Source organism: Janibacter sp. GXQ6167 (genome assembly GCF_041365945.1).
Taxonomy (GTDB): domain Bacteria; phylum Actinomycetota; class Actinomycetes; order Actinomycetales; family Dermatophilaceae; genus JBGFSK01.
Genome location: NZ_JBGFSK010000001.1, coordinates 255,840 through 274,558 on the forward strand (window position 1 = coordinate 255,840; position 18,719 = coordinate 274,558).

The window sequence follows — 18,719 nt, forward strand, 5'->3', positions numbered from 1 at the left end:
CCCTTCGCCGCCCGTCGTCAACGCTCGCCGTGATTACGCTGGTGGGCATGGGGTGGCAGGAGTCGCAGCGTCGGCAACGCGATGTCGCGGAGCAGGCGAAGGCGAGGCCACGCGAAGCAGCGGCTTCCTTCCCCCAGGCCGTGCTCGCCATCACAACCCTTGCCTGGCTCATCGCTGTCGGGTGGCTCGTCGCGACCCTGCCGGAGCGGGTGCCGCTGCACTGGTCGCTTTCCAACGCACCGGACCGGTGGGGCAGTCGCGGTGAGGCGATCGCCTTCGCGGTCCTCATGCCCCTCGTTACGGCTTACCCCTTGATCCTCCTCTCCCGGCTCGCGCTGATCTGGCCCGATGCGATCAACCTCCCGGACAAGAAGTGGTGGCTGGCAACGCCGGAGCGTCTGGTGCGCCTCGAGCGGCTCCTGCGCGAGGACATGATGCTCTTCGCGGCGGTGGTGGTAACGATCCTGGTGATCGCCGACCTCAGCATCGCCGTGGCCGCCCACCACCCGGGCGGCGCCGCTCCGTGGTGGACCTTCCCCGCCGTGGGCGTCGCGCTGGCCGCGTTGGCCGCCGTGATCATCCGCATGGCGGCCGGTGGTCGATACCGGCCCGCCGATGACGGCGCCGACGCTACGCCCCCACGTCAGCGGGATCGGTGAGAGCGCGAAACTGCTTCGGCGTCATCCCCGTCGCCGTGCGGAAGTCACGGGACAGGTGGGACTGGTCGGCGTAGCCCAACTCGGCCGCGAGCTCGGCGAGGCTCGCCGGCTGCTGGCGCAGACGCCCGGAGGCATCGTGGAGTCGGCGCCGACGGATCAGCCATAGCGGCGTGAGTCCCAGCCGCCGGGCCGTCAGTCGTTGCAGGCTGCGCTCGCTCATCGAGAGTTCTTGGCAGAGCTGGTCGACCGTCGTCGGGCCGGACTGCGCCTCCACGAGCTCGACGATCCGGTTGACGAGAAGAGATTCGGCGTCGAGGTCGGTGGGGAGGGCGGCCCGCAGTCGCGCCTCGACGAGTTCTTGACCGCGCCGATGCGCCGACACCGAGCGTGGATCCGGGGTCATTACCGCGCGGATCTCGTCGCCGAGACCGGCGAAGGGGGCGAGGTCGTCCAGTTCTCTCGCGCCATCGGTCACCTCGGATACCGGCCCGTCCAGTAGGAGCCCACCGGCGGCCGGTTGGAACATGACGCCGAAGGCCCATCCCCGTCCGGTGAGCGCTGTGGTCGTCATGCCGCGGTTCGGGCCGATCAAACGGGCATATTCAGGGGTGATCGAGAGCAGGCACACGGGGTACTGCAGGACCTTCTGCTCTGCCGGAGGACCCTTCGGCACATCCCAGACCGGGATCCAGTACCGCCGAACCAGCGAGGTGAGATCTGACGCCGGGGGATAGCGGTGCATGACGAAGGAGCGATCGCGTGGGTCGTGCAGGTGCGCCGGTTCGTCCACGCCGCGCGCCCCCTTCGTGTCGGGAATCCTCAAGACGAGCCTAGGGGCTGGCCCCTAGCGTCGGGCGTGACCGGATCGTGGAACCCGAAAGGACCGTCATGTGCTCCGATAACCGCGCGATGTGGGCTGCCCACGCCGACCCCTTCTCCGCCATGGTGCGGCGGGTCGAATCCTGGCAAGCGCCGAGCCCCTGCGACGGGTGGTCCGCGGCCGATGTGCTCGATCACGTGATGGAGACCCAGCGCGAGTTCTTTGCGCGACACGGCGTGACGATGCCGGTGCAGGAAGGGAGTCCGCCGGAGCAGTGGGCCGCTCACGAGGCCGCAGTGCGCGATGCGGTGGGGGACGACGCGGTGATGGGGGCCGAGTTTGAGTCCCCCTTCGGTCCGCTCGCGGTGGGGGATGCCCTACGGAGGTTCTATGGCTTCGATCTGATCGTGCACCGCTGGGACCTCGCGCGCTCTCAGGGCTGGGATGAGCGGCTTACCGACTCGGAGGTCGACGAGGTCGCGGCGGCCGTCGACGGGTTCGGCGAGATGGCGTATGCGCCGGGGATCTTCGCCGGTCCGTTGACCGCGCCGGAGGGGGCGGACGCTCAGACGGTGGTGCTGGCCAAGGTGGGGCGCGTCGCCTGAAGCGACGCGGCTATCGGCGCAGCAGATCAAGCAGGGTGGCGGCCTCGGCGTCGTCGAGGTGGGTCAGGATCGGCGAGTTCTGGACGAGGGTGGGAACGAGCTCGACCCGCAGCGCCTCCCCCTTCGGCGTGAGGGCCAGGCGACGAGCGCGTCGATCGCTCGGGTCGGTCTCGCGGCGCGCGAGGCCGAGGTCTTCGAGGCTGCTCGCGATGGCGGTGAGGTGGGAGGGCTCACAGCCGGTGGCGTCGGCGACCGCCTGCATCCGTACCGGCTCCGGCAGGTTGGCGATCACCCGTGCCTGCGGGGGCGTGAGTCCGAATGAGTCGGCGACGGTCTCGAGGTGGCGGCGCATCTGAAGTGTTGCGCCCAACAGCGCGTCGAAACAGTCCAGGCGGGTGGGGTCAGTCATGGGCCGCAGTCCTCGTCATTCGGCGGTCGGAAGAGGGTCTGGAGGGGCCAACGTCGAGGGGTCGTTGAACCTTCCCCTGCTTTAGTTCACTGAACGAAGGAATAAGGTTCACTCAGTGAATCGTTGGCGGAGGTGATCGACACCCATCGTCCCACCAGACCAGGAGTTACCCGCACCATGTTCATCGTCACGATCATCCTGTCCGCCCTGCTCGGCTTGGCCTTCGTCGCCGCCGGTTCGGCGAAGCTGCGCACCGCGGAGCCGGTCACTGGCACGCTCGACCGGCTCGAGGTGAGCCGCCCCTTGCAAAAGACCATCGGAGCGCTTGAGGTCCTCGGCGGGATCGGCGTCATCGTCGGCATCTGGTTTGCCCCCCTCGGGGTCGCCGCTGGCATCGGCCTCGCCGCAACCATGGCGGGCGCCATGGTCTACCACCTGCGCGCGCGCGACAACATGAAGGAGTACAGCGGCGCCCTGATGCTGCTCGTCTTCGCGGTCGTCACCGTGCTGGTGCGCCTGCTCACTGCCTGAGCCCGATGGGCCGCGCCACACCCCGGGAGGCGCGGCCCATCACCAGGTTCCACCACGAACCACGCCACCGACAGCGCTGTCGGGGCTCACCACCCCGGTTCCCATACCCCTGCTGACCGAAAGCTGTCCGTCATGTTTTCCCGCGTTCCCTATAAATGGCTCGTCGCCATGGCCTTCGTCATGGGTCTCTTCCTCGAGATCCTCGATATGACGGTGCTCAATACCGCGCTGCCGATCCTCGGCGAGCACTTCGGTGCCGACACCGCGCAACTGCAGTGGCTCATCACCGCCTACCTCGTCTCCCTCGCCGGCTTCATTCCGGCGTCCGGGTGGGTGGCCGACCGCTTCGGTGACAAGCGCACCTTTATCTTCGCGCTCGCGGTCTACACCGCCGCCAACCTCTGGGCTGGCACCGCGGGTTCGGTCAACGAACTGATCTCCGCCCGCGTCGCGCAAGGTATCGGGGGCGGCCTGCTCACCCCGGTCGGCACCGCGATGCTGTTTCGCGCCTTCCCCCCGAATGAGCGCGCTCGCGCCTCGGCGATGCTCGCGATCCCGACCACCCTCGCGCCGATGCTTGGTCCGGTCCTCGGCGGATGGCTCGCCGACAATGTGTCGTGGCGCTGGGTCTTCTTCATTAAGGTCCCGATCGGCGTGATCGGCATCATCTTCAGCGCCCTTGTCCTCAAGCCTGGTGAGCGCACCGCCTCCGGTCGCTTCGATGTCATCGGCTTCCTCACCGGTGGTGGTGGTCTCGCCACGCTGCTCGTCGGCCTCGAGCGTGGAGCGCGCGACGGTTGGGCAGACGCGACCACCCTCGGACTGGTCGCCCTCGGCCTTGCCCTCGCCGCGATCTTCGTGATCGCCGAGCTGCGGGTCCGCGAGCCCATGATCGACCTGCGCCTGCTGAAGGATCGGATGTTTGCCCTCGGCAACGTCTTGATGCTGCCGGCTGCCGGGGCCTCGATGGGGGCGATGTTTGTCATCCCGATCCTCGTCCAGACCCAACGCGGTCTCTCCGCGACCGAGTCCGGGCTACTCACCGCCTTCCAGGCCATCGGCATGCTGATGCTGCTGCCCTTCACCAACCGCCTCTTCCAGCGCTTCGGTCCCCGGCGGCTGCTCGTCACCGGCTTCAGCGTGATCGCGGCGAGCCAGTTCGCAATGATGACCTTCGGCCCGGAGACGAGCCTGAACATCATCCGTGCGTCGATGTTCCTCATGGGGATGGCGGGCGCCATGGTGATGGTCCCGCTCCAGGCCGCGACCTTCTCGCAGATCAGCTTCGCTGACACTGCGCGTGCGTCGGCTCTGTTCTCCACCTCGCGCCAGGTGGCCGCGAGCGTCGGTGTCGCGCTGCTCGCGACAACCCTGACGGTGCGGATGAGCCAGCGCCTGGGTGCGGAAGGTGTCGACCCGGTGAGCGCCTCCTTCGGGGCCTACCACGACGTCTTCTTGGTGAGCGGGCTCATCGGCGTCTTCGGTGTGGCCCTCGCCCTGATGATCCGCGACGCCGACGCCGCGGCGAGCCGGACCCCGTCCCCCGTGGAGCACGCCAAGGTCGATGACGTCCTCACCGCGGTCGGCGGGGACTCGCCGGTCGCGCCGGTTAATGCCAGGCTGGACCCGTCGACGACGACTGGGAGGCAATGATGACCGACTACGGACGCCCGGTGGAGTTCGGCTGGTTCGCTGGCCCCGACGCGGTGAACTCGCGAGAGCTCCTCTCCGCCGCCCGGGTTGCCGACCAGGTCGGGCTGGACCTGATTGGGGTGCAAGACCACCCGTACAACTCCGGTCATCTCGACGCCTTCACCCTGCTGGCCTCGATGGCGGCGGTGACCGAGCGAATTCGGGTCTTCCCCGATGTCGCGAATCTCCCCCTTCGCGGTGTGCCGATGATGGCCCGGGCGATCGCCAGCATCGATGCGCTCTCGGGTGGGCGCGCCGAGCTTGGCCTTGGGACCGGCGTCTTTTGGGATGGCATCGAGGCGCTGGGGACCCCTCGGCGCACCCCCAAGGAGTCGGTCGATGCCGTCGAGGAAGCCCTGGTGCTGCTGCGCGGGTGGTTCGATGCGCAAGGGCGCCGTTCGCTCACCTTCGACGGCCAGTACTACCCGGTGAAGGGGGCCCACGCTGGTCCGCCGACCGCCCACCGCGTCGGGATCTGGTTGGGCGCGAAGGGGCCACGCATGCTTCGCCTGCTCGGCACCTACGCCGATGGCTGGCTGCCGTCCCTGTCGTTCGTGCCGCCCGAGGACCTCGGCGACATGCATGCCCGGATGGACGACGCCGCGTTGGCGGCGGGTCGCTCGCCGAGCGAGATCAACCGGATCTATAACGTCTGGGGCGGAGGGTCGACGGCGCAGTGGGTGGACATGCTCACCTCCTTCACCCTCGAGTACGGCATGAACGCGTACGTCTTCGGCGTCCCGCCGGAGGAGCGGGAATTGCGCCGGATCGGTGAAGAGATCGCCCCCGCGGTCCGCGAAGCCGTGGCGAAGCACCGCGGGGAGGCGTCATGACCCCTTCGACTGGGCAGCGTGCCCGGCGCGTGCCGACTCCGAAATGTCCAATCCGAGATGGCGAGCCCTGCTCGCTGTGCTTCCCCGGCGCGACCGGCCCCCAAGACTGCGGACTGGTCTATCTCGTGCAGTCCGACGATGAACTGCTCGAGCTCAAGGCCGAGATGAAGGCCGCTCGCAAGGGCGAGTAGGTCGTCCGCAACACCGCGCGTGCCGTCCGTCCCCAGGTAAAGGGGCGGGCGGCACGGGCGCGTTTAGGCGGGATCGGTGTCTTCGTACCCGGCGATGAGGCGCTGGCTGAGGGTGCGCAGGGTCTCGGCTTCCTCGGGAGTGAGGGCGAGCCGCGCGGCCACCTCTTCGCGCACCTCGGCGGCCGGGCCGGTCATGTCGCGGCCCGCTTCGGTCAAGGTCACCACGACTCGTCGCTCGTCGGTGCTGGACCGGGTCCGCTCGATCAGGCCCAGCGCCTCCATCCGCTTCAGCAGTGGCGAGAGCGTGCTCGCGTCGAGGTGCAGCCGGGCGGCCAACTCGGCCACCCCCAGCCCGTCATGCTCGGCGACGACGAGCAAGGTGACGAACTGGGGGTAGGTGAGGCCGAGTCGAGCAAGGCCCGGACGGTAGGCGTTCGTCAGTGACCGGGAGGCCGCGTACATGACGAAGCACAACTGGTCACCGAGAAGGGGGGCGTCGCTCACCTCACGATGATCCCACTTCTCGCGCTACCAGTCAGCGAGAGCCGCGCGTCGCCGCGAGAGCCCACGCGACGAACGCGGGCTGGACTGCGAGGCGCACGGTCCGCTTACGGTCGGTGTCGAGCCCGAAGGCACTGGACCGCTCGCGGTACTGGTGGACGTTGGCCGCGGTCACGCCGACGAAGAAGGCGGCGATCAGGTTGCCCAGGGCCCGCTGATGCCGGGGAAGGGCGATCAGCGCGGCGCCTTGAGCGATTTCGGCGGCCCCGGACGCGAGGACGACACCGTCCTTGGAGCCCGGCACCCAGTCGGGAACCATCTTCGCGTACGCCTGACGACTGCCGTCCTTAAAGTGCATGGATCCGGCAAGGACCAAGAAGGCGCCGAGACCCAGGCGGGCGGCGGTGCGGGGGATTCTCATGGGGAACTCCGTTTCTGCTCGAGGTCTTTGTCGTCAGGCGATCGTCGGGTAGTCGGTGTAACCGTGCGCGCCGCCGCCGTAGAAGGTCGACGGGTCGGGGTCGTTGAGCTCGGCGTCGCGGGCCCACCGCGCCGGCAGGTCGGGGTTGGCAAGGAACGGCCGCCCGACAGCGACCAGGTCGGCGGCGCCGCTCGCGACGAGTTCCTCCGCCTCGGTCCGGGTGGTCACCGTGCCGAAGCCGGAGTTGAGAACCACGACACCACCGAAGCGGCGGCGCAGGTCGGTGGTGAGTTCCGCGCGGGGGTCGGCGAGGATGCTGAGGTAGGCCAGGCCCAAGGGGGCGATGCCGTCGACCAGGGTCTCGTAGGTCTCGCGGGTCTGCTCGGCGTCGTCTTCGATCACGCCCTGGATGTTGTGGGCGGGCGAGATCCGCATCCCGACCCGGTCGGCTCCGATCGCCTCGGTGACCGCGCGAGCGACCTCGATGACGAACTGGGCGCGGGCCTGCGGCGAACCGCCGTACTCGTCGTCGCGCTGGTTGCTCGACGGCGCGAGGAACTGGTGGAGCAGGTAGCCGTTGGCGGCGTGGATCTCGACTCCGTCGACTCCGGCTTCCATCGCGCAGCGGGCGGCGTGGACGAACTCGTCGATGACCCCCTTCAGCTCATTGGTCTGAAGAGCGCGGGGGGTGACCATCGGCTTCTCGCCATCGGCGGTCACGATGGTCCCGGGCGCGGCGATGGCGCTCGGGGCGACGGTCTCCAGGCCGTCCTTGTTGTCGGGGTGGGCGATCCGGCCGACATGCATGAGCTGGACGACGATCCGACCGCCGCGCTCGTGCACCGCGTCAGCGACGAGACGCCAGCCGGCCACCTGCTCGGGGGAGTGGATGCCGGGGGTGTTGAGGTACCCCTGGCCGACGGCGCTCGGCTGCGTGCCCTCGGCGACGAGGAAGCCGCCAGCGGCGCGCTGGGCGTAGTACTCGGCGTTGAGCTCGATCGGAGCCATGCCAGCGCCCGCCCGGTTCCGGGTGAGGGGGGCGAGCACGATGCGGTTCGGTGCGGTGAAGGCGCCGACCTGGATCGGGTCGAAGAGCGTGGTCATAAGGGGGTCTATCTCCTACGGGTTGAGGGGCGGCGATAAGCATTGCACACAAACTAATCGTGAACAATCTAATCCGCGTGGGGCGGGCCGAGTGGCCCGCTGGCATCTCGGGAAGTTCCCGATTTCTCCTGGAGTTCCGCGAGAAAACGGGAGTTTCCGGGGTCGACTCTGGCGAAGGGGGCGTGCTCGTCAGGTGACCCGACCCTCACCCTCGGCGACGCTGGGGAGTCCCGGGGCGCGTAGGGCGAGGCCCTCGACGTCGACCTCACGCCAACGCGCCACGACCTCGAGTCCGCTCTCCTCGCAGGCGATCCGGTGCGCTTGGACCCCGTCGCTCGGCCAGCCGTCGACCGAGCGCTGCCAGTGGACGAGCACGAGGGTGCCGGTCGGGGTGAGCGACTCGGCGGCCCGTGCCAGGGTGCTGCGCCACTGCTCCTCGGTGAGGAAGTAGGCGACCTCGCTGATAAGCACCGTGTCGAAGGACCCGCCCGGCCACTGCTCGGGGATCACGGCCGGGACGATCTCGACGCTCCCGTCCAGGCCGGCCTCCGCGACGGATTTCCGGGCGAGGGCAACCGCCCGGGGGCTGATGTCCACAGCAATCACCGAGGTGGCTCGTTGCGCTAGCTCCACCGTCAGCAGGCCTGTGGCACAACCGATTTCGAGAGTGCGTCCGAGGTTGCGAGAGGGGAAGAGTGCCATCGTGAGCGCGCGCTTGCGTTCCTCGTACCACGACCCCTGAAAGCGCCACGGGTCATCGCCGCGGTCGTAGAGGTCGTCGAGGCTAAAGCGTTGGTCGACACCGCAGTCAATGAAGACCTCCACGCCCTGCGAGAAGGCGCGCACGACCTCTTCGGGCACGACCTCTTCGTCGCGAGGATCGGCGGACAGCGGCGAGATTTGGCTGGTGTGTTTGCCGATCGCGGCGGCTTTCGCCGCCCGCGCATCCGCCGGGAGGCGAAGGGCGACGGCTCCCTCGTCGATCTCGAAGGGGGCCTGCCAGAACCACGCCCAGAGCGGAGCCTGGAGGAGGCGCGAGCCCGTCCGCGCGCTCACCAGGGAGGCGACTCGGGCGACCGCCTCGTGGTCGGGATGGCCATCCTTGGCGTATGTCGTGACGATCATCGATCCGCGTCCGAGGGCAGCCTGCAGGCTTCGGGCGAGCACGTCCTCGTAGGCGGCCAGTCGCCCGTCGGGCAACCCCAGCCGCACGAGCGTCGCCGCCGGGTTGAGCGCGGTCACCGCTGCCGCGACCTCTTGGCGGCGCAACCGCGCCAATTGCGCCGACGAGTGGGTCGGGCTGTGCGGGTGGGATGCCTCACCGTCGCTTGCGACGATGACGACGACCTCAGCGCCCACCTCGCCCGCGCAGGCGATCAGGCCACCGGCGAGGAGGGTCTCATCGTCGGGGTGGGCCACCACGACCACGATCCGCCCGGCGGCGATCAGATCCTCGGGGACAAGAGGTTGGGCCGATTGGGCGACGTCGACCAGATGAGCCTCCGGCTGCGTGAGGTGGCGCAGATAGGCCGCGAGCCCATGCGGTGCACGGGCGTGGAGGCGGGCAGAGGTGAGGACGCGCGGTCCCGCAGTCGACTCCACGGTCAGCCCTGCGGCGCGGGCGGCGTCGACCAGGGCCACGTCTTCGTGCGCCGAGATGGCGGCGAACCCGCCGAGCTGGTCATACGCGTCGAGAGTGAAGCCAAGGTTCGCGCCGTAGACGTGCGGATGTCCGTCGCCGACATCGAGTTCCGGGCCGAGGAGATCTTGCAGGCCGGGGGTCGCTTCCTCGCGGTCGATCGAGACCATCCCGACGACCATGTCCGTCCCGGCCTCTGCGGCGTCGAGGTGAGCGGTGAGCCAGTCGGTCGGGACGGCGCTATCGGCGTCGGTGTTGGCGATCCAGAGCCGGCGGCCAGTCCCCCTGTCGCGCAAGGCCTCCACTCCTTCGCCGCGAGCGGCCCCGACCACCTGAGCGCTGGTCGTGACGGTGGAGATCCCCGGGTAGCCGGCCACGATGTCTGCGGTCGCGTCGGTGCAGGAGTCGAGGACGACGACCACGCGGACGGTGACATCAGGGCGTTCGGCGTTCAGGGCGTCGATGGCGCCCGTCACCGAATCGAGGCAGCGCGCAATGAGGTCCTCTTCGTTACGCGCCGGGATGACGACGCCGACCTCCCAGTCCGCGCTCATCCGGTCACCACGGGCAGGTGCCCGCCGCGCGAAGGCGTGTCCCGAGGGCTACCTGGTCGTGCTCGGCGTGGTCCTGGCGGAGATAGACCCTCAAGTCCGCGACGCGGCGAGCGTGAGCTTCGTCAGCGGTGAGGGGTCCCGGGCCAAGCCCGTGGTCGGCGCGCCAGAGCACCTCTTCGGCGACCCGATGCACGCTTTGACGAGCGCGCGACGCGAGGGTGGCGGCGTGACCCCCTTCGGCGCCGTTGTCCGCTTCGTCGCCGACCTGGTCGAGTAGCGCTCGTGCTCCGGCGATCGCGGTGTCAACCGCGCCGAGGTGCATGAGGGCAATCTGGTCGGGTTCGCGGTGCTCGCTCGCTTGCCACAGGCGGCGGGCCACCCCGATCGCACCGCCGAGCCAGATCGCGGCGACTCCCGCTCCGCCCCAAGCGAATCCGGGACGCGTGAGGTACCACCCGACGTCCCCGACGGGCATCGCCGCGCGCTCGTCGAAGATCACGGTGGGGCTCTGCACGAGGCGCAGGCCACGGGGGACCCAGGGGGTGGGTTCGATGCGGTAGCCGCTGGCGTCTGATTGCAGACCCTCGACGAGGAAGAGGCGGCGCTCGCGATCACTGACCCAGGCGGTGACCAGCGCCGACGTGACTCGGTCGGCGAGGCTGCACCACGGCTTGGACCCGCTGAGGCGCCAGGTGCTCCCTTCGCCTTCGGTGGCCGTGAGCCGCGCGCCCGGACCCTCCGCCGCGAAGACGCCGAAGAGCCCATCAGCAAGGTCCGGGCTGTCGAGGCCCGCCTGCGCAAGGATCGCGGTCGCGTCGAGGTGGGGCTCGACGATCCGGGCGAGCGTGAGGTCGAGGGCGCCGAGCTCACTGAGCGAGCGCCACAGCTGCGGCGTCTGGCCAGCCGCCGGAAGGGGGAGCCGCTCGGCGAGTCGAGGCGCGGCCGCGATGGCTCGCTCGAGGAGATCGCTATCGCTGAGGTGTGGCCAATCCACCTCGGGTAAGTCGGCGAGCCCGGGCGCAGAGGTCACGAGGAGGAGGGGAGGCGTTGCGCGATGCTGCTCGCGACGGCCTTGACGGCGGCCTTCGCCGTGTCGAGCCCCCCGTGGGAACTGCCGGCCCAGTCAGGGTCGTACGGCATCGGCCCGAGCGGATCGCGGTTGGCCGGATCGGCCTCGAGATCGGGCGCGGCCAGGGATCGGCGGATGGACTCTTCGAGGTCGACCAGCTCGTGACCGCCGGGCAGGAGGTCTTCGACGAAGTCATCGTCGGCAACCACCATGTCGTGGTGGAGGCTATCTATGAGCGCCTCGACGGTGGCGGAGTCCACATCGGTGATCGACCCGGCGAGCACCCCGACGACATCGCTGGAGACGCCCGGAAGGGAGACCTGCGACCGCTTGATGCCAGCGACCTCGCAATAGGTCTGGAGCAGGTCCGCGTACGGCAGGGCGGTCGGACCGCCGACGTCGTAGGCGTGGCTCGGCCCATCGTGGGCGAAGGCCCCGACAATCGCGGCCGTCACATCCGTGACCGCGATCGGCTGGACCGTCGAGTCCATCCACTCCGGCACCGCGTGGACGGGGAGCCGCTCGGAGATCTGTCGGATGATCTCGAAACTCGTCGACGCCGAGCCCATGATGACCGCTGCGCGCAGGGTGATGGTCGGGACGCCCGAGTCGGCGAGGGTCCGCTCGACGCTCAGGCGAGAGGTGATGTGTTCGGACAGTTCGGACTCGTCGACATCGGGCACGATGCCGCTGACGTAGACGAACTTCGAGACCCCGGCGGCAGCGCCCTCTTCGGCCATGGTGCTCGCGGCCTGATCGTCCTTCTCGGCGAAGTCGTCGCCGTCCATGCTGTGGATGAGGTAAAGCACGCCGTCGACCCCGGCAACGGCCGCGCGCACGGAGTCGGCATCAAATACGTCGAACTCCTGCACCTCGACGCGGGGGTGGGTGGACCACCAGAAGGTGGGGGCCTTGTCGGGCGAGGTGAACGCCGCACGGACGTCATGTCCGGCATCGAGAAGGGCGGGCACGGCGCGGCTACCGATGTAGCCCGTCGCGCCGGTAACGAGGATGCGCATGCGCAACTCCATCGGGTGGGCGTGGATCAGGGGGAGGCAAAACTGCACGCGAGGTGCGCCTTTCACCCTTCAGCACCGCTCACCTCCCCACACCCCCCTAAAGGGCAGTCCTCGTCGTGGCCCCTCGCGCGGCGTTAGCCCGAATTGCGCGCGAGAGCTTGGAGGGCGGCACGAATCCCAGGATCGGCCAGGGTGAGTTCGGCAACGTCCGCGGGCGTGAACCACGCCAGGTCGTCGTGTTCGTCGGGCGCGGCGTTGGTGGGCTCGCCCTGCCACCGCGTCACCACGAAGGCTGTGATGGTGAGGCTCGGGTCGGCGAATGTGATGTCGATCGGCTCGGGGTCGTTGATGGTGACCGCGAGTTCCTCACGGCACTCGCGTCGGACGGCCTCCTCGGCGGTCTCACCGTCCTCGACGTGGCCCCCGATCAGGTCCCAGCAATCGGGATACCACCGGCGAAGGGGGTGCCGGTGACCCAAGAGCACCCGACCGTCGCGCACGAGCGCAGCGACAGCGATCCGGATCCTCATGACGCCGAGTCTCCCAGCACTTGATCAGCCAACCGCTGATCAAGCGGCTCTACCGAGCTGTAGGTTCCGGTGCCTCGCCGAGCCGTTAACTGCATTGGGCTCCTCGTGCCCGTCTTGTCGCCGCTGGATTCGTCATCGGCGGGGGCTGGATACGGACCGAGGGTTGGGCCGGGCCGATCGAGTCGCATGCGTCCGGGGCTGACCGGGCGATCAGTTGCGCAGCGCGTTGCGCAACTGGCGCACGACCGAGTGTGTCGTGAGCCTCACACTTGATCGGGTCGTCGCGCCAGCCTTTCCCTGGCCGTGGCTGGACTGCTGATGCACTCATATGGGACCTCCGGGCGGTGAGCGCCAACCACTGCCCTTTGTTTCTCTCCGAGACGCGGTGCAGGGCTCTTCTACTTTTCTCACTCTGGAACGGCGCACGGGGCCCTCGGCGCCGCCCCGCGACGGCCATGGCATTCAGAGTTCTCCCGTCGCAGCCAGAGGCGCGGAAGTGGTATGCCGTGACATACGGTGCCCGGAGGTGACAGGTTGCATTGGGACTTGCACACGGGTGTCGGTTCCCGGCTGGCTTGTCACGGGTAGCGCGTCGCTGACCTGGGGCGATGACGCATCATCCGCACCACCGTCAAACCCCCGTTCGTGTCCGAAGCCTCAGCGGCCGGAGTCAGCACGATCATCGGCGGTCGTGGTTTCACGGATCTGTCATGACAAGACGTCAACACCGCGGGTCGTGTTCGTCAGGGCAGGTCATCCCATGGCACGGGCGTGGTGGTGCCGGATTCCCAGTCGCTGCGGAGGATGGCGTATCCGACGGCGTCCAGGGCGGGCCCCTCTTCGCTCGGCCATCCCTGGCGGTAGTGGGCCTCTTTGACCCATCCCCCAGCTTGGAAGGTGCGACGCATGGCGACGTTGTCGGCGCGGGTGGTCCCCTCGAAGCGGTGCACCTGCGGCATCGTCGTGAACACGTGGCGCGTGCCGGCCCGCAGCGCCTCGACGCCGTATCCGTGGCCGCGCGCGGACTCACCGAGCCGCAGGTCGAACAGCGGCGAGCTGGTCAAGTCCTCGAACCGAATAAAGCCGATCCTTCCCACCTCGTCGTCATCGACCCAGTACGTGTCGTTCCCGTCATCGCGGTAGCCGCCGCTGTCGATGACCGCGGCTGCATCGTCATGGCTGCGGTGCGTGGCACTGTGAAAGGGCCAGGTGTTCGACACGAGGAAGTCGATCAGGGCGGTGCGGTCAGCCCCAGTCGGATCCAGCCGGGTCAACGTGACGGTCATGGCCAGACTCTAGAGGCGCACCCACGTCGACTCCTTCCGCTATCGCCGGTGTCTGGGGTGGCCGCGCTCGCCCGCTCGTGCCCCGATGGTGCGGGTCCAGGGCCGCATTGAGCTACCCGCTGATGGCCGCGGCGGGCCTGATCTGGACATGTGTGCCGGGTGCTGGCCGCGAAGGCCGGTGTCGACGACCCATCACGCCGCGGTCGGGACGTTCGCGAGTCGCCAGTGACGCATCGGTGGGACCGATGACAGACCGGTGACCACTCCGATGGGACGGTGACATCGTCGATGGGATCCGACAGTTATGGCCGCACGGGTCGGCAAAAAAAGTTTGGCGAAGGGGGAACATCTCACCCCTTCGCATAGTTGAGTCATATGTACTCAAGTTTTCGACGCTGGGGTTGCGCACGGCCACGAAGCCAGGCAACCTGAGTGAAGACAACTCAACTTCTGCGGCGGAGCCATCCGGCCCTGCCGTTGCCAAGCACAGACGAAGGAGCATCACATGGCCCGTGCAGTCGGTATCGACCTCGGAACCACCAACTCGGCCGTCGCTGTCCTCGAAGGCGGCGAGCCCACCATCATCGCGAACGCCGAGGGCGGTCGCACCACTCCGTCGGTCGTCGCCTTCACCAAGGGCGGTGAGGTCCTGGTCGGCGAAATCGCCAAGCGCCAGGCCGTCACCAACGCCGACCGCACCATCCGCTCGGTCAAGCGCCACATGGGGAGCGACTACAAGACCGAGGACATCGACGGCAAGCGCTACACCGCGCAGGAGATCAGCGCGCGCACGCTGCAGAAGCTGAAGCGTGACGCCGAGGCCTACCTGGGCGAGGACGTCACCGACGCGGTCATCACCGTGCCGGCGTACTTCGACGACCACGAGCGCCAGGCCACCAAGGAAGCCGGCGAGATCGCGGGGCTGAACGTCCTGCGCATCGTCAACGAGCCGACCGCCGCCGCCCTCGCCTACGGGCTCGACAAGGGCAAGGAGGACGAGCTCATCCTCGTCTTCGACCTTGGCGGTGGAACCTTCGACGTCTCGCTGCTCGAGGTTGGCAAGGACCCCGACGACGGCTTCGCCACCATCCAGGTCCGCGCGACCTCTGGTGACAACAAGCTCGGTGGCGACGACTGGGACGACCGGATCGTCGAGCACCTCCTCACCACGGTGAAGAACACCTCCGGCGTGGACCTGTCCAAGGACAAGATCGCGATGCAGCGCCTCAAGGACGCCGCGGAGCAGGCGAAGAAGGAACTCTCCAGCGCCAACTCCACTTCGATCAACCTCCAGTACCTCTCGATGGGCGAGAACGGCCCGATCCACCTGGACGAGACCCTCTCCCGCGCCCAGTTCGAGAAGATGACCAAGGACCTCCTCGACCGCACGAAGGCCCCCTTCAAGAAGGTCATCGAGGACGCCGGGATCAAGGTCTCCGACATCGACCACGTGGTCCTCGTCGGTGGCTCGACCCGTATGCCGGCCGTCACCGAGGTCGTGAAGGAACTGACCGGCGGCAAGGAGCCCAACAAGGGCGTGAACCCCGACGAGGTCGTCGCGCTCGGCGCGGCCTTGCAGGCCGGTGTGCTGAAGGGCGAGCGCAAGGACGTGCTCCTCATCGACGTCACCCCGCTGTCGCTCGGTATCGAGACCAAGGGTGGCCTGTTCACCAAGCTGATCGAGCGCAACACCGCGATCCCGACCAAGCGCTCCGAGGTCTTCTCGACCGCCGAGGACAACCAGCCGTCCGTGCTGATCCAGGTCTTCCAGGGTGAGCGCGAGATCGCTCAGCAGAACAAGCCGCTCGGCACCTTCGAACTCTCCGGCATCGCGCCGGCGCCGCGTGGCGTGCCGCAGATCGAGGTCACCTTCGACATCGACGCCAACGGCATCGTCAACGTCTCCGCCAAGGACCGGGGCACCGGCAAGGAGCAGAAGATCACCATCTCCGGTGGCTCTGCCCTCTCCAAGGAGGAGATCGAGCGCATGGTCAAGGAGGCCGAGGCGCACGCCGACGAGGACAAGCAGCGTCGCGAGGAGACCGAGGCGCGCAACAACGCCGAGAACCTCGTGTACTCGACCGAGAAGTTCCTCACCGACTCCGGCGACAAGCTGACCGACGAGCAGCGCAAGCCCGTCGACGACGCCCTCGCCGCGCTGAAGGAGGACCTGAAGCCCGAGTCGACCGCGTCCGTCGAGGACATCAACGCCAAGGTCAACACCTTGAACGAGGAGTCCCAGAAGATGGGCGCCGCCCTCTACGCGGCCCAGGCCGAGGCCGAGCAGGCCGGTGGCGAGCAGCCGCAGGCCGACAGCACCGGCGCGAGCCAGGATGCCGACGATGACATCGTCGACGCTGAGGTCGTCGAGGACGACGAGGAGAAGAAGTGACCGACACCCCCCGCGACCAGAGCCCCTCGACCGAGGAGCCGGACGTCACGGTCGGCGAGGCGGGCCCGGACGGGTCCGCCTCCGCCGGGGGTCCTGAGGGCGGCCAGAGCGCCGCGCCGCAGGCCGAAGGGAGTGAGCCCGTCGCCTCGCAGGAGGCGGCGGGCTCCGCCCCATCGGAGGCTCCCGCCGGTTCGACCGGTCCCGACGACAACGCTCCGACGGTCCCGCTCGATGAGCACCAGCGCTTGATGGCCGAGTACGTCAACTACAAGCGCCGCGTCGACCGCGACCGCGCCGACATCCAGCAGCGCGCCATTGGCGATGTGCTCGAGTCCCTCCTGCCGATCCTTGACGAGATCCACCTCGCCCGTGAGCACGGCGATCTGACCGAAGGCACCCCCTTCGCCTCGATCTCCGACAAGCTCGAAGGGGGACTCGGCAAGTACGGTCTGGAGCGCTTCGGCGCCGTCGGGGAGTCCTTCGACCCGGTCTTCCACGAAGCTCTGATGAACGCCCCGTGGGACGACTCCAACGAGGCGCTCCCGAAGGATGCGACCACCACGACGATCGTGACCGTGCTCCAGCCCGGCTACCGCACCGGCGACCGCGTGCTGCGGCCCGCTCGGGTCGCGGTGGCCGACCCCAACTGATTCGCGGCAACCGCCGCCTGACCCTTCCGAGAGGAGGAGGACATGGCCAGCCAGGACTGGTTTGAAAAGGACTTCTACGCCATCCTCGGCGTCCCGCAGGACGCCGACGCCGAGGCGATCAAGAAGGCCTATCGCAAGCTCGCCCGCAAGTACCACCCCGACAAAAACCCCGGGGACGATGCGGCCGAGCAGAAGTTCAAGGACATCGGTGAAGCCCACTCGGTGCTCTCCGATCCCAAGCAGCGCGAGGAGTACGACGCCATCCGCCAGATGGCGCGCGGCGGCGCCCGGTTCACGGCCGGTGGTCCCGGAGGCGCCGGCGATGCCGGTGGCTTTGAGGACGTGTTCTCGCACATGTTCGGCGGGGGAGGCGGCGGGACCCGCGTGCGGTACTCGACCGGCGGCGGTTCCCCCTTCGGCGGGGGCGGCTACTCCGGTGGCGCCGACGAGCCCGACATCGAAGACATCCTCGCGATGTTCGGCCAAGGCGGCGGCGGTTCCCCCTTCGGCGGCGGCCGTGGCGGTGCGGGTTTCCGCGCCCCCCGCGGGCCGCAGCGAGGGCCGGACCTCACCGCGTCGACGACCCTGCCCTTCCGCGATGCCGTGGAGGGTTCGACGGTCACCCTGACCGTCAACGGCGAGCAGGTCCACGCCCGGATCCCCGCCGGGGTCAAGGACGGCCAGAAGATCAAGCTGCGCGGGAAGGGGGGTCACGGTGACCCCGGTGCCGAGCGGGGAGACCTCATCTTGAAGGTGAGCGTCGAGCCGCACCCGGTCTTCACCCGCGACGGCAACAATCTCGTGGTCGACCTCCCGATCACCTTCGCCGAGGCCACTCTCGGGGCGACCGTGCAGGTGCCGACCCTCGACGGGAAGCCGGTCAGGGTCAAGGTCGCGCCGGGCACTCCGAGCGGACGATCGCTGCGCGTGCGCGGCCGCGGAGTCCACCCGAAGTCCGGCACTCCCGGTGACCTCATCGCCAAGGTGCAGATCGTCGTTCCGACCGAGCTCACCGACGCCGAGCGCGAGGCCGTCGAGGCCCTGCGCGCCGACGACACCGACCCCCGCGCGGACCTGATCGCCAAGGCCCGCGCCTAACCCCCTGCCTCCCCGCCTCCCCCCCAACCCCTTCGTCCTGACTTTGCTTAAGCACCGCCTCGATGCTCACCCTCGAGGATGAGCACCTGGGCCGTGCTTAAGCAAAGTCGGGAAGGGGGTGCCAGAATCCGACGCCGCAGCTGCGAAAGGAGATGTCGGCGATGGCCACAGGTCCACACGTTTCGGGGATGACCCCCGAGGACAACACCCCCGTCTATGTCATCTCCGTCGCCGCCGAGCTCGCGGGGATGCACGCCCAGACCTTGCGGCAATATGACCGGCTCGGTCTCGTCACCCCCTCGCGAACCCGCGGTGGAGGACGTCGGTACTCGGCGGCCGATGTGGCCCGGTTGCGCGAGGTCCAGCGCCTCTCGCAGTCCGAAGGGGTCTCGCTCGCCGCGATCTCGCAGATCTTTGACTTGGAGCATCAAGTCGAGGCGCTGCGGGCCCGGGTCGCCGAGCTGAACGCCGAGGTCGACGCTCTCCGGGCGGCGACCGGGGTTGGCGCTCGCTTCTTCGCCGTCGGTGCTAACGGTGACGTCGTCGCCCTTCGCGCCGGCGAGCGCCCCCGCGCCCGTCGTGCGGGTCAGGACGTCGTTCCGTGGCGGCCGAGTCGGGGCTAGCAGCCGGATCCCGCGCCGCTCATGGCGCGCTTAATGTCAGGTGCCGCGGAAACATCCGCGGCACCTGACATTTTCCGGCGCCGAAGGGGGCGA

Annotated in this window: 20 protein-coding genes; 10 read left to right on the forward strand and 10 right to left on the reverse strand. The window is 68.7% G+C overall.

Annotated features, from left to right (window positions below; genetic code table 11):
- Positions 1–47: 47 nt before the first annotated feature.
- On the forward strand, positions 48–659 hold the full coding sequence (locus AB8K43_RS01195) for a DUF1648 domain-containing protein (RefSeq protein ID WP_370890539.1): 612 nt from the start codon (positions 48–50) through the stop codon (positions 657–659).
- Here AB8K43_RS01195 and AB8K43_RS01200 read toward each other — a convergent pair.
- Positions 631–1,449, reverse strand: coding sequence for a helix-turn-helix domain-containing protein (locus AB8K43_RS01200; RefSeq protein ID WP_370890541.1), 819 nt, complete (start codon positions 1,447–1,449; stop codon positions 631–633). The genes AB8K43_RS01195 and AB8K43_RS01200 overlap by 29 nt on opposite strands.
- Before the next feature lie 98 nt (positions 1,450–1,547).
- Between AB8K43_RS01200 and AB8K43_RS01205 the strand changes: the two genes are divergently transcribed.
- A complete protein-coding gene (locus AB8K43_RS01205) occupies positions 1,548–2,084 on the forward strand; it encodes a maleylpyruvate isomerase N-terminal domain-containing protein (protein ID WP_370890542.1) in 537 nt (178 codons plus the stop codon).
- 10 nt (positions 2,085–2,094) lie between these two features.
- On the opposite strand, the gene AB8K43_RS01210 is transcribed toward AB8K43_RS01205, so the two are convergent.
- On the reverse strand, positions 2,095–2,493 hold the full coding sequence (locus tag AB8K43_RS01210) for a MarR family winged helix-turn-helix transcriptional regulator (protein WP_370890543.1): 399 nt from the start codon (positions 2,491–2,493) through the stop codon (positions 2,095–2,097).
- Positions 2,494–2,670: 177 nt separating this feature from the next.
- On the opposite strand from AB8K43_RS01210, the gene AB8K43_RS01215 reads away from it, so the two are divergent.
- From AB8K43_RS01215 to AB8K43_RS01230, 4 genes are all read left to right on the forward strand, one after another.
- Positions 2,671–3,024: a DoxX family protein gene (locus tag AB8K43_RS01215; protein WP_370890545.1), complete on the forward strand. Its 354-nt coding sequence runs from the start codon at positions 2,671–2,673 to the stop codon at positions 3,022–3,024.
- Positions 3,025–3,156: 132 nt separating this feature from the next.
- Positions 3,157–4,677, forward strand: coding sequence for an MDR family MFS transporter (locus AB8K43_RS01220; RefSeq protein ID WP_370890547.1), 1,521 nt, complete (start codon positions 3,157–3,159; stop codon positions 4,675–4,677).
- A complete protein-coding gene (locus tag AB8K43_RS01225; protein ID WP_370890549.1) occupies positions 4,677–5,549 on the forward strand; it encodes an LLM class flavin-dependent oxidoreductase in 873 nt (290 codons plus the stop codon). The genes AB8K43_RS01220 and AB8K43_RS01225 overlap by 1 nt, the downstream gene beginning before the upstream one ends.
- Positions 5,546–5,740 (forward strand): DUF6767 domain-containing protein, encoded by a 195-nt coding sequence (locus AB8K43_RS01230; protein ID WP_370890550.1) that lies wholly within the window; start codon positions 5,546–5,548, stop codon positions 5,738–5,740. Before AB8K43_RS01225 ends, AB8K43_RS01230 begins: the two co-directional genes overlap by 4 nt.
- 63 nt (positions 5,741–5,803) lie before the next feature.
- Here the strand turns inward: AB8K43_RS01230 and AB8K43_RS01235 are convergent, their stop codons facing one another.
- The 8 genes from AB8K43_RS01235 to AB8K43_RS01270 all read right to left on the reverse strand — a co-directional run bounded on the left by AB8K43_RS01235 (position 5,804) and on the right by AB8K43_RS01270 (position 13,863).
- On the reverse strand, positions 5,804–6,244 hold the full coding sequence (locus AB8K43_RS01235; RefSeq protein ID WP_370890552.1) for a MarR family winged helix-turn-helix transcriptional regulator: 441 nt from the start codon (positions 6,242–6,244) through the stop codon (positions 5,804–5,806).
- Between the two features lie 31 nt (positions 6,245–6,275).
- Positions 6,276–6,662 carry a hypothetical protein gene (locus AB8K43_RS01240; RefSeq protein ID WP_370890554.1) on the reverse strand — a complete coding sequence of 129 codons (387 nt, stop codon included), beginning with the start codon at positions 6,660–6,662 and terminating at the stop codon, positions 6,276–6,278.
- A 33-nt stretch (positions 6,663–6,695) separates the two neighbouring features.
- Entirely contained in the window at positions 6,696–7,766 is a 1,071-nt protein-coding gene (locus AB8K43_RS01245; protein ID WP_370890556.1) for an alkene reductase, read from the reverse strand.
- Between the two features lie 189 nt (positions 7,767–7,955).
- A complete protein-coding gene (locus AB8K43_RS01250) occupies positions 7,956–9,959 on the reverse strand; it encodes a PIG-L family deacetylase (protein WP_370890558.1) in 2,004 nt (667 codons plus the stop codon).
- 4 nt (positions 9,960–9,963) lie between these two features.
- On the reverse strand, positions 9,964–10,989 hold the full coding sequence (locus tag AB8K43_RS01255; protein WP_370890559.1) for an acyl-CoA dehydrogenase: 1,026 nt from the start codon (positions 10,987–10,989) through the stop codon (positions 9,964–9,966).
- A complete protein-coding gene (locus AB8K43_RS01260; protein ID WP_370890561.1) occupies positions 10,986–12,095 on the reverse strand; it encodes an NAD(P)H-binding protein in 1,110 nt (369 codons plus the stop codon). The genes AB8K43_RS01255 and AB8K43_RS01260 overlap by 4 nt, the downstream gene beginning before the upstream one ends.
- Positions 12,096–12,181: 86 nt before the next feature.
- Positions 12,182–12,577: an NUDIX domain-containing protein gene (locus AB8K43_RS01265; protein ID WP_370890563.1), complete on the reverse strand. Its 396-nt coding sequence runs from the start codon at positions 12,575–12,577 to the stop codon at positions 12,182–12,184.
- A gap of 743 nt (positions 12,578–13,320) precedes the next feature.
- Complete coding sequence (locus AB8K43_RS01270) at positions 13,321–13,863, reverse strand: GNAT family N-acetyltransferase (protein WP_370890565.1); 543 nt, start codon at positions 13,861–13,863, stop codon at positions 13,321–13,323.
- A gap of 505 nt (positions 13,864–14,368) precedes the next feature.
- On the opposite strand from AB8K43_RS01270, the gene dnaK reads away from it, so the two are divergent.
- The 4 genes from dnaK to AB8K43_RS01290 all read left to right on the forward strand — a co-directional run bounded on the left by dnaK (position 14,369) and on the right by AB8K43_RS01290 (position 18,626).
- On the forward strand, positions 14,369–16,255 hold the full coding sequence (gene dnaK / locus AB8K43_RS01275) for a molecular chaperone DnaK (protein ID WP_370890568.1): 1,887 nt from the start codon (positions 14,369–14,371) through the stop codon (positions 16,253–16,255).
- Positions 16,252–16,905, forward strand: coding sequence for a nucleotide exchange factor GrpE (grpE, locus tag AB8K43_RS01280; protein WP_370890570.1), 654 nt, complete (start codon positions 16,252–16,254; stop codon positions 16,903–16,905). Before dnaK ends, grpE begins: the two co-directional genes overlap by 4 nt.
- A 42-nt stretch (positions 16,906–16,947) precedes the next feature.
- Positions 16,948–18,003: a DnaJ C-terminal domain-containing protein gene (locus tag AB8K43_RS01285; RefSeq protein ID WP_370890572.1), complete on the forward strand. Its 1,056-nt coding sequence runs from the start codon at positions 16,948–16,950 to the stop codon at positions 18,001–18,003.
- Positions 18,004–18,164: 161 nt separating this feature from the next.
- Complete coding sequence (locus AB8K43_RS01290) at positions 18,165–18,626, forward strand: heat shock protein transcriptional repressor HspR (protein WP_370890574.1); 462 nt, start codon at positions 18,165–18,167, stop codon at positions 18,624–18,626.
- Positions 18,627–18,719 lie beyond the last annotated feature (93 nt).

What these genes read in the sequence shown, in the direction of transcription:
- AB8K43_RS01265 (WP_370890563.1), bottom strand. Translation starts at nt 12,577, where the DNA reads ATGAGGATCCGGATCGCTGTCGCTGCGCTCGTGCGCGACGGTCGGGTG.
- AB8K43_RS01250 (WP_370890558.1), bottom strand. Translation starts at nt 9,959, where the DNA reads ATGAGCGCGGACTGGGAGGTCGGCGTCGTCATCCCGGCGCGTAACGAA.
- AB8K43_RS01220 (WP_370890547.1), top strand. Translation starts at nt 3,157, where the DNA reads ATGTTTTCCCGCGTTCCCTATAAATGGCTCGTCGCCATGGCCTTCGTC.
- AB8K43_RS01215 (WP_370890545.1), top strand. Translation starts at nt 2,671, where the DNA reads ATGTTCATCGTCACGATCATCCTGTCCGCCCTGCTCGGCTTGGCCTTC.
- AB8K43_RS01245 (WP_370890556.1), bottom strand. Translation starts at nt 7,766, where the DNA reads ATGACCACGCTCTTCGACCCGATCCAGGTCGGCGCCTTCACCGCACCG.
- AB8K43_RS01285 (WP_370890572.1), top strand. Translation starts at nt 16,948, where the DNA reads ATGGCCAGCCAGGACTGGTTTGAAAAGGACTTCTACGCCATCCTCGGC.
- dnaK (WP_370890568.1), top strand. Translation starts at nt 14,369, where the DNA reads ATGGCCCGTGCAGTCGGTATCGACCTCGGAACCACCAACTCGGCCGTC.
- AB8K43_RS01290 (WP_370890574.1), top strand. Translation starts at nt 18,165, where the DNA reads ATGGCCACAGGTCCACACGTTTCGGGGATGACCCCCGAGGACAACACC.
- AB8K43_RS01195 (WP_370890539.1), top strand. Translation starts at nt 48, where the DNA reads ATGGGGTGGCAGGAGTCGCAGCGTCGGCAACGCGATGTCGCGGAGCAG.
- AB8K43_RS01240 (WP_370890554.1), bottom strand. Translation starts at nt 6,662, where the DNA reads ATGAGAATCCCCCGCACCGCCGCCCGCCTGGGTCTCGGCGCCTTCTTG.
- AB8K43_RS01270 (WP_370890565.1), bottom strand. Translation starts at nt 13,863, where the DNA reads ATGACCGTCACGTTGACCCGGCTGGATCCGACTGGGGCTGACCGCACC.
- AB8K43_RS01210 (WP_370890543.1), bottom strand. Translation starts at nt 2,493, where the DNA reads ATGACTGACCCCACCCGCCTGGACTGTTTCGACGCGCTGTTGGGCGCA.
- AB8K43_RS01230 (WP_370890550.1), top strand. Translation starts at nt 5,546, where the DNA reads ATGACCCCTTCGACTGGGCAGCGTGCCCGGCGCGTGCCGACTCCGAAA.
- AB8K43_RS01205 (WP_370890542.1), top strand. Translation starts at nt 1,548, where the DNA reads ATGTGCTCCGATAACCGCGCGATGTGGGCTGCCCACGCCGACCCCTTC.
- AB8K43_RS01225 (WP_370890549.1), top strand. Translation starts at nt 4,677, where the DNA reads ATGACCGACTACGGACGCCCGGTGGAGTTCGGCTGGTTCGCTGGCCCC.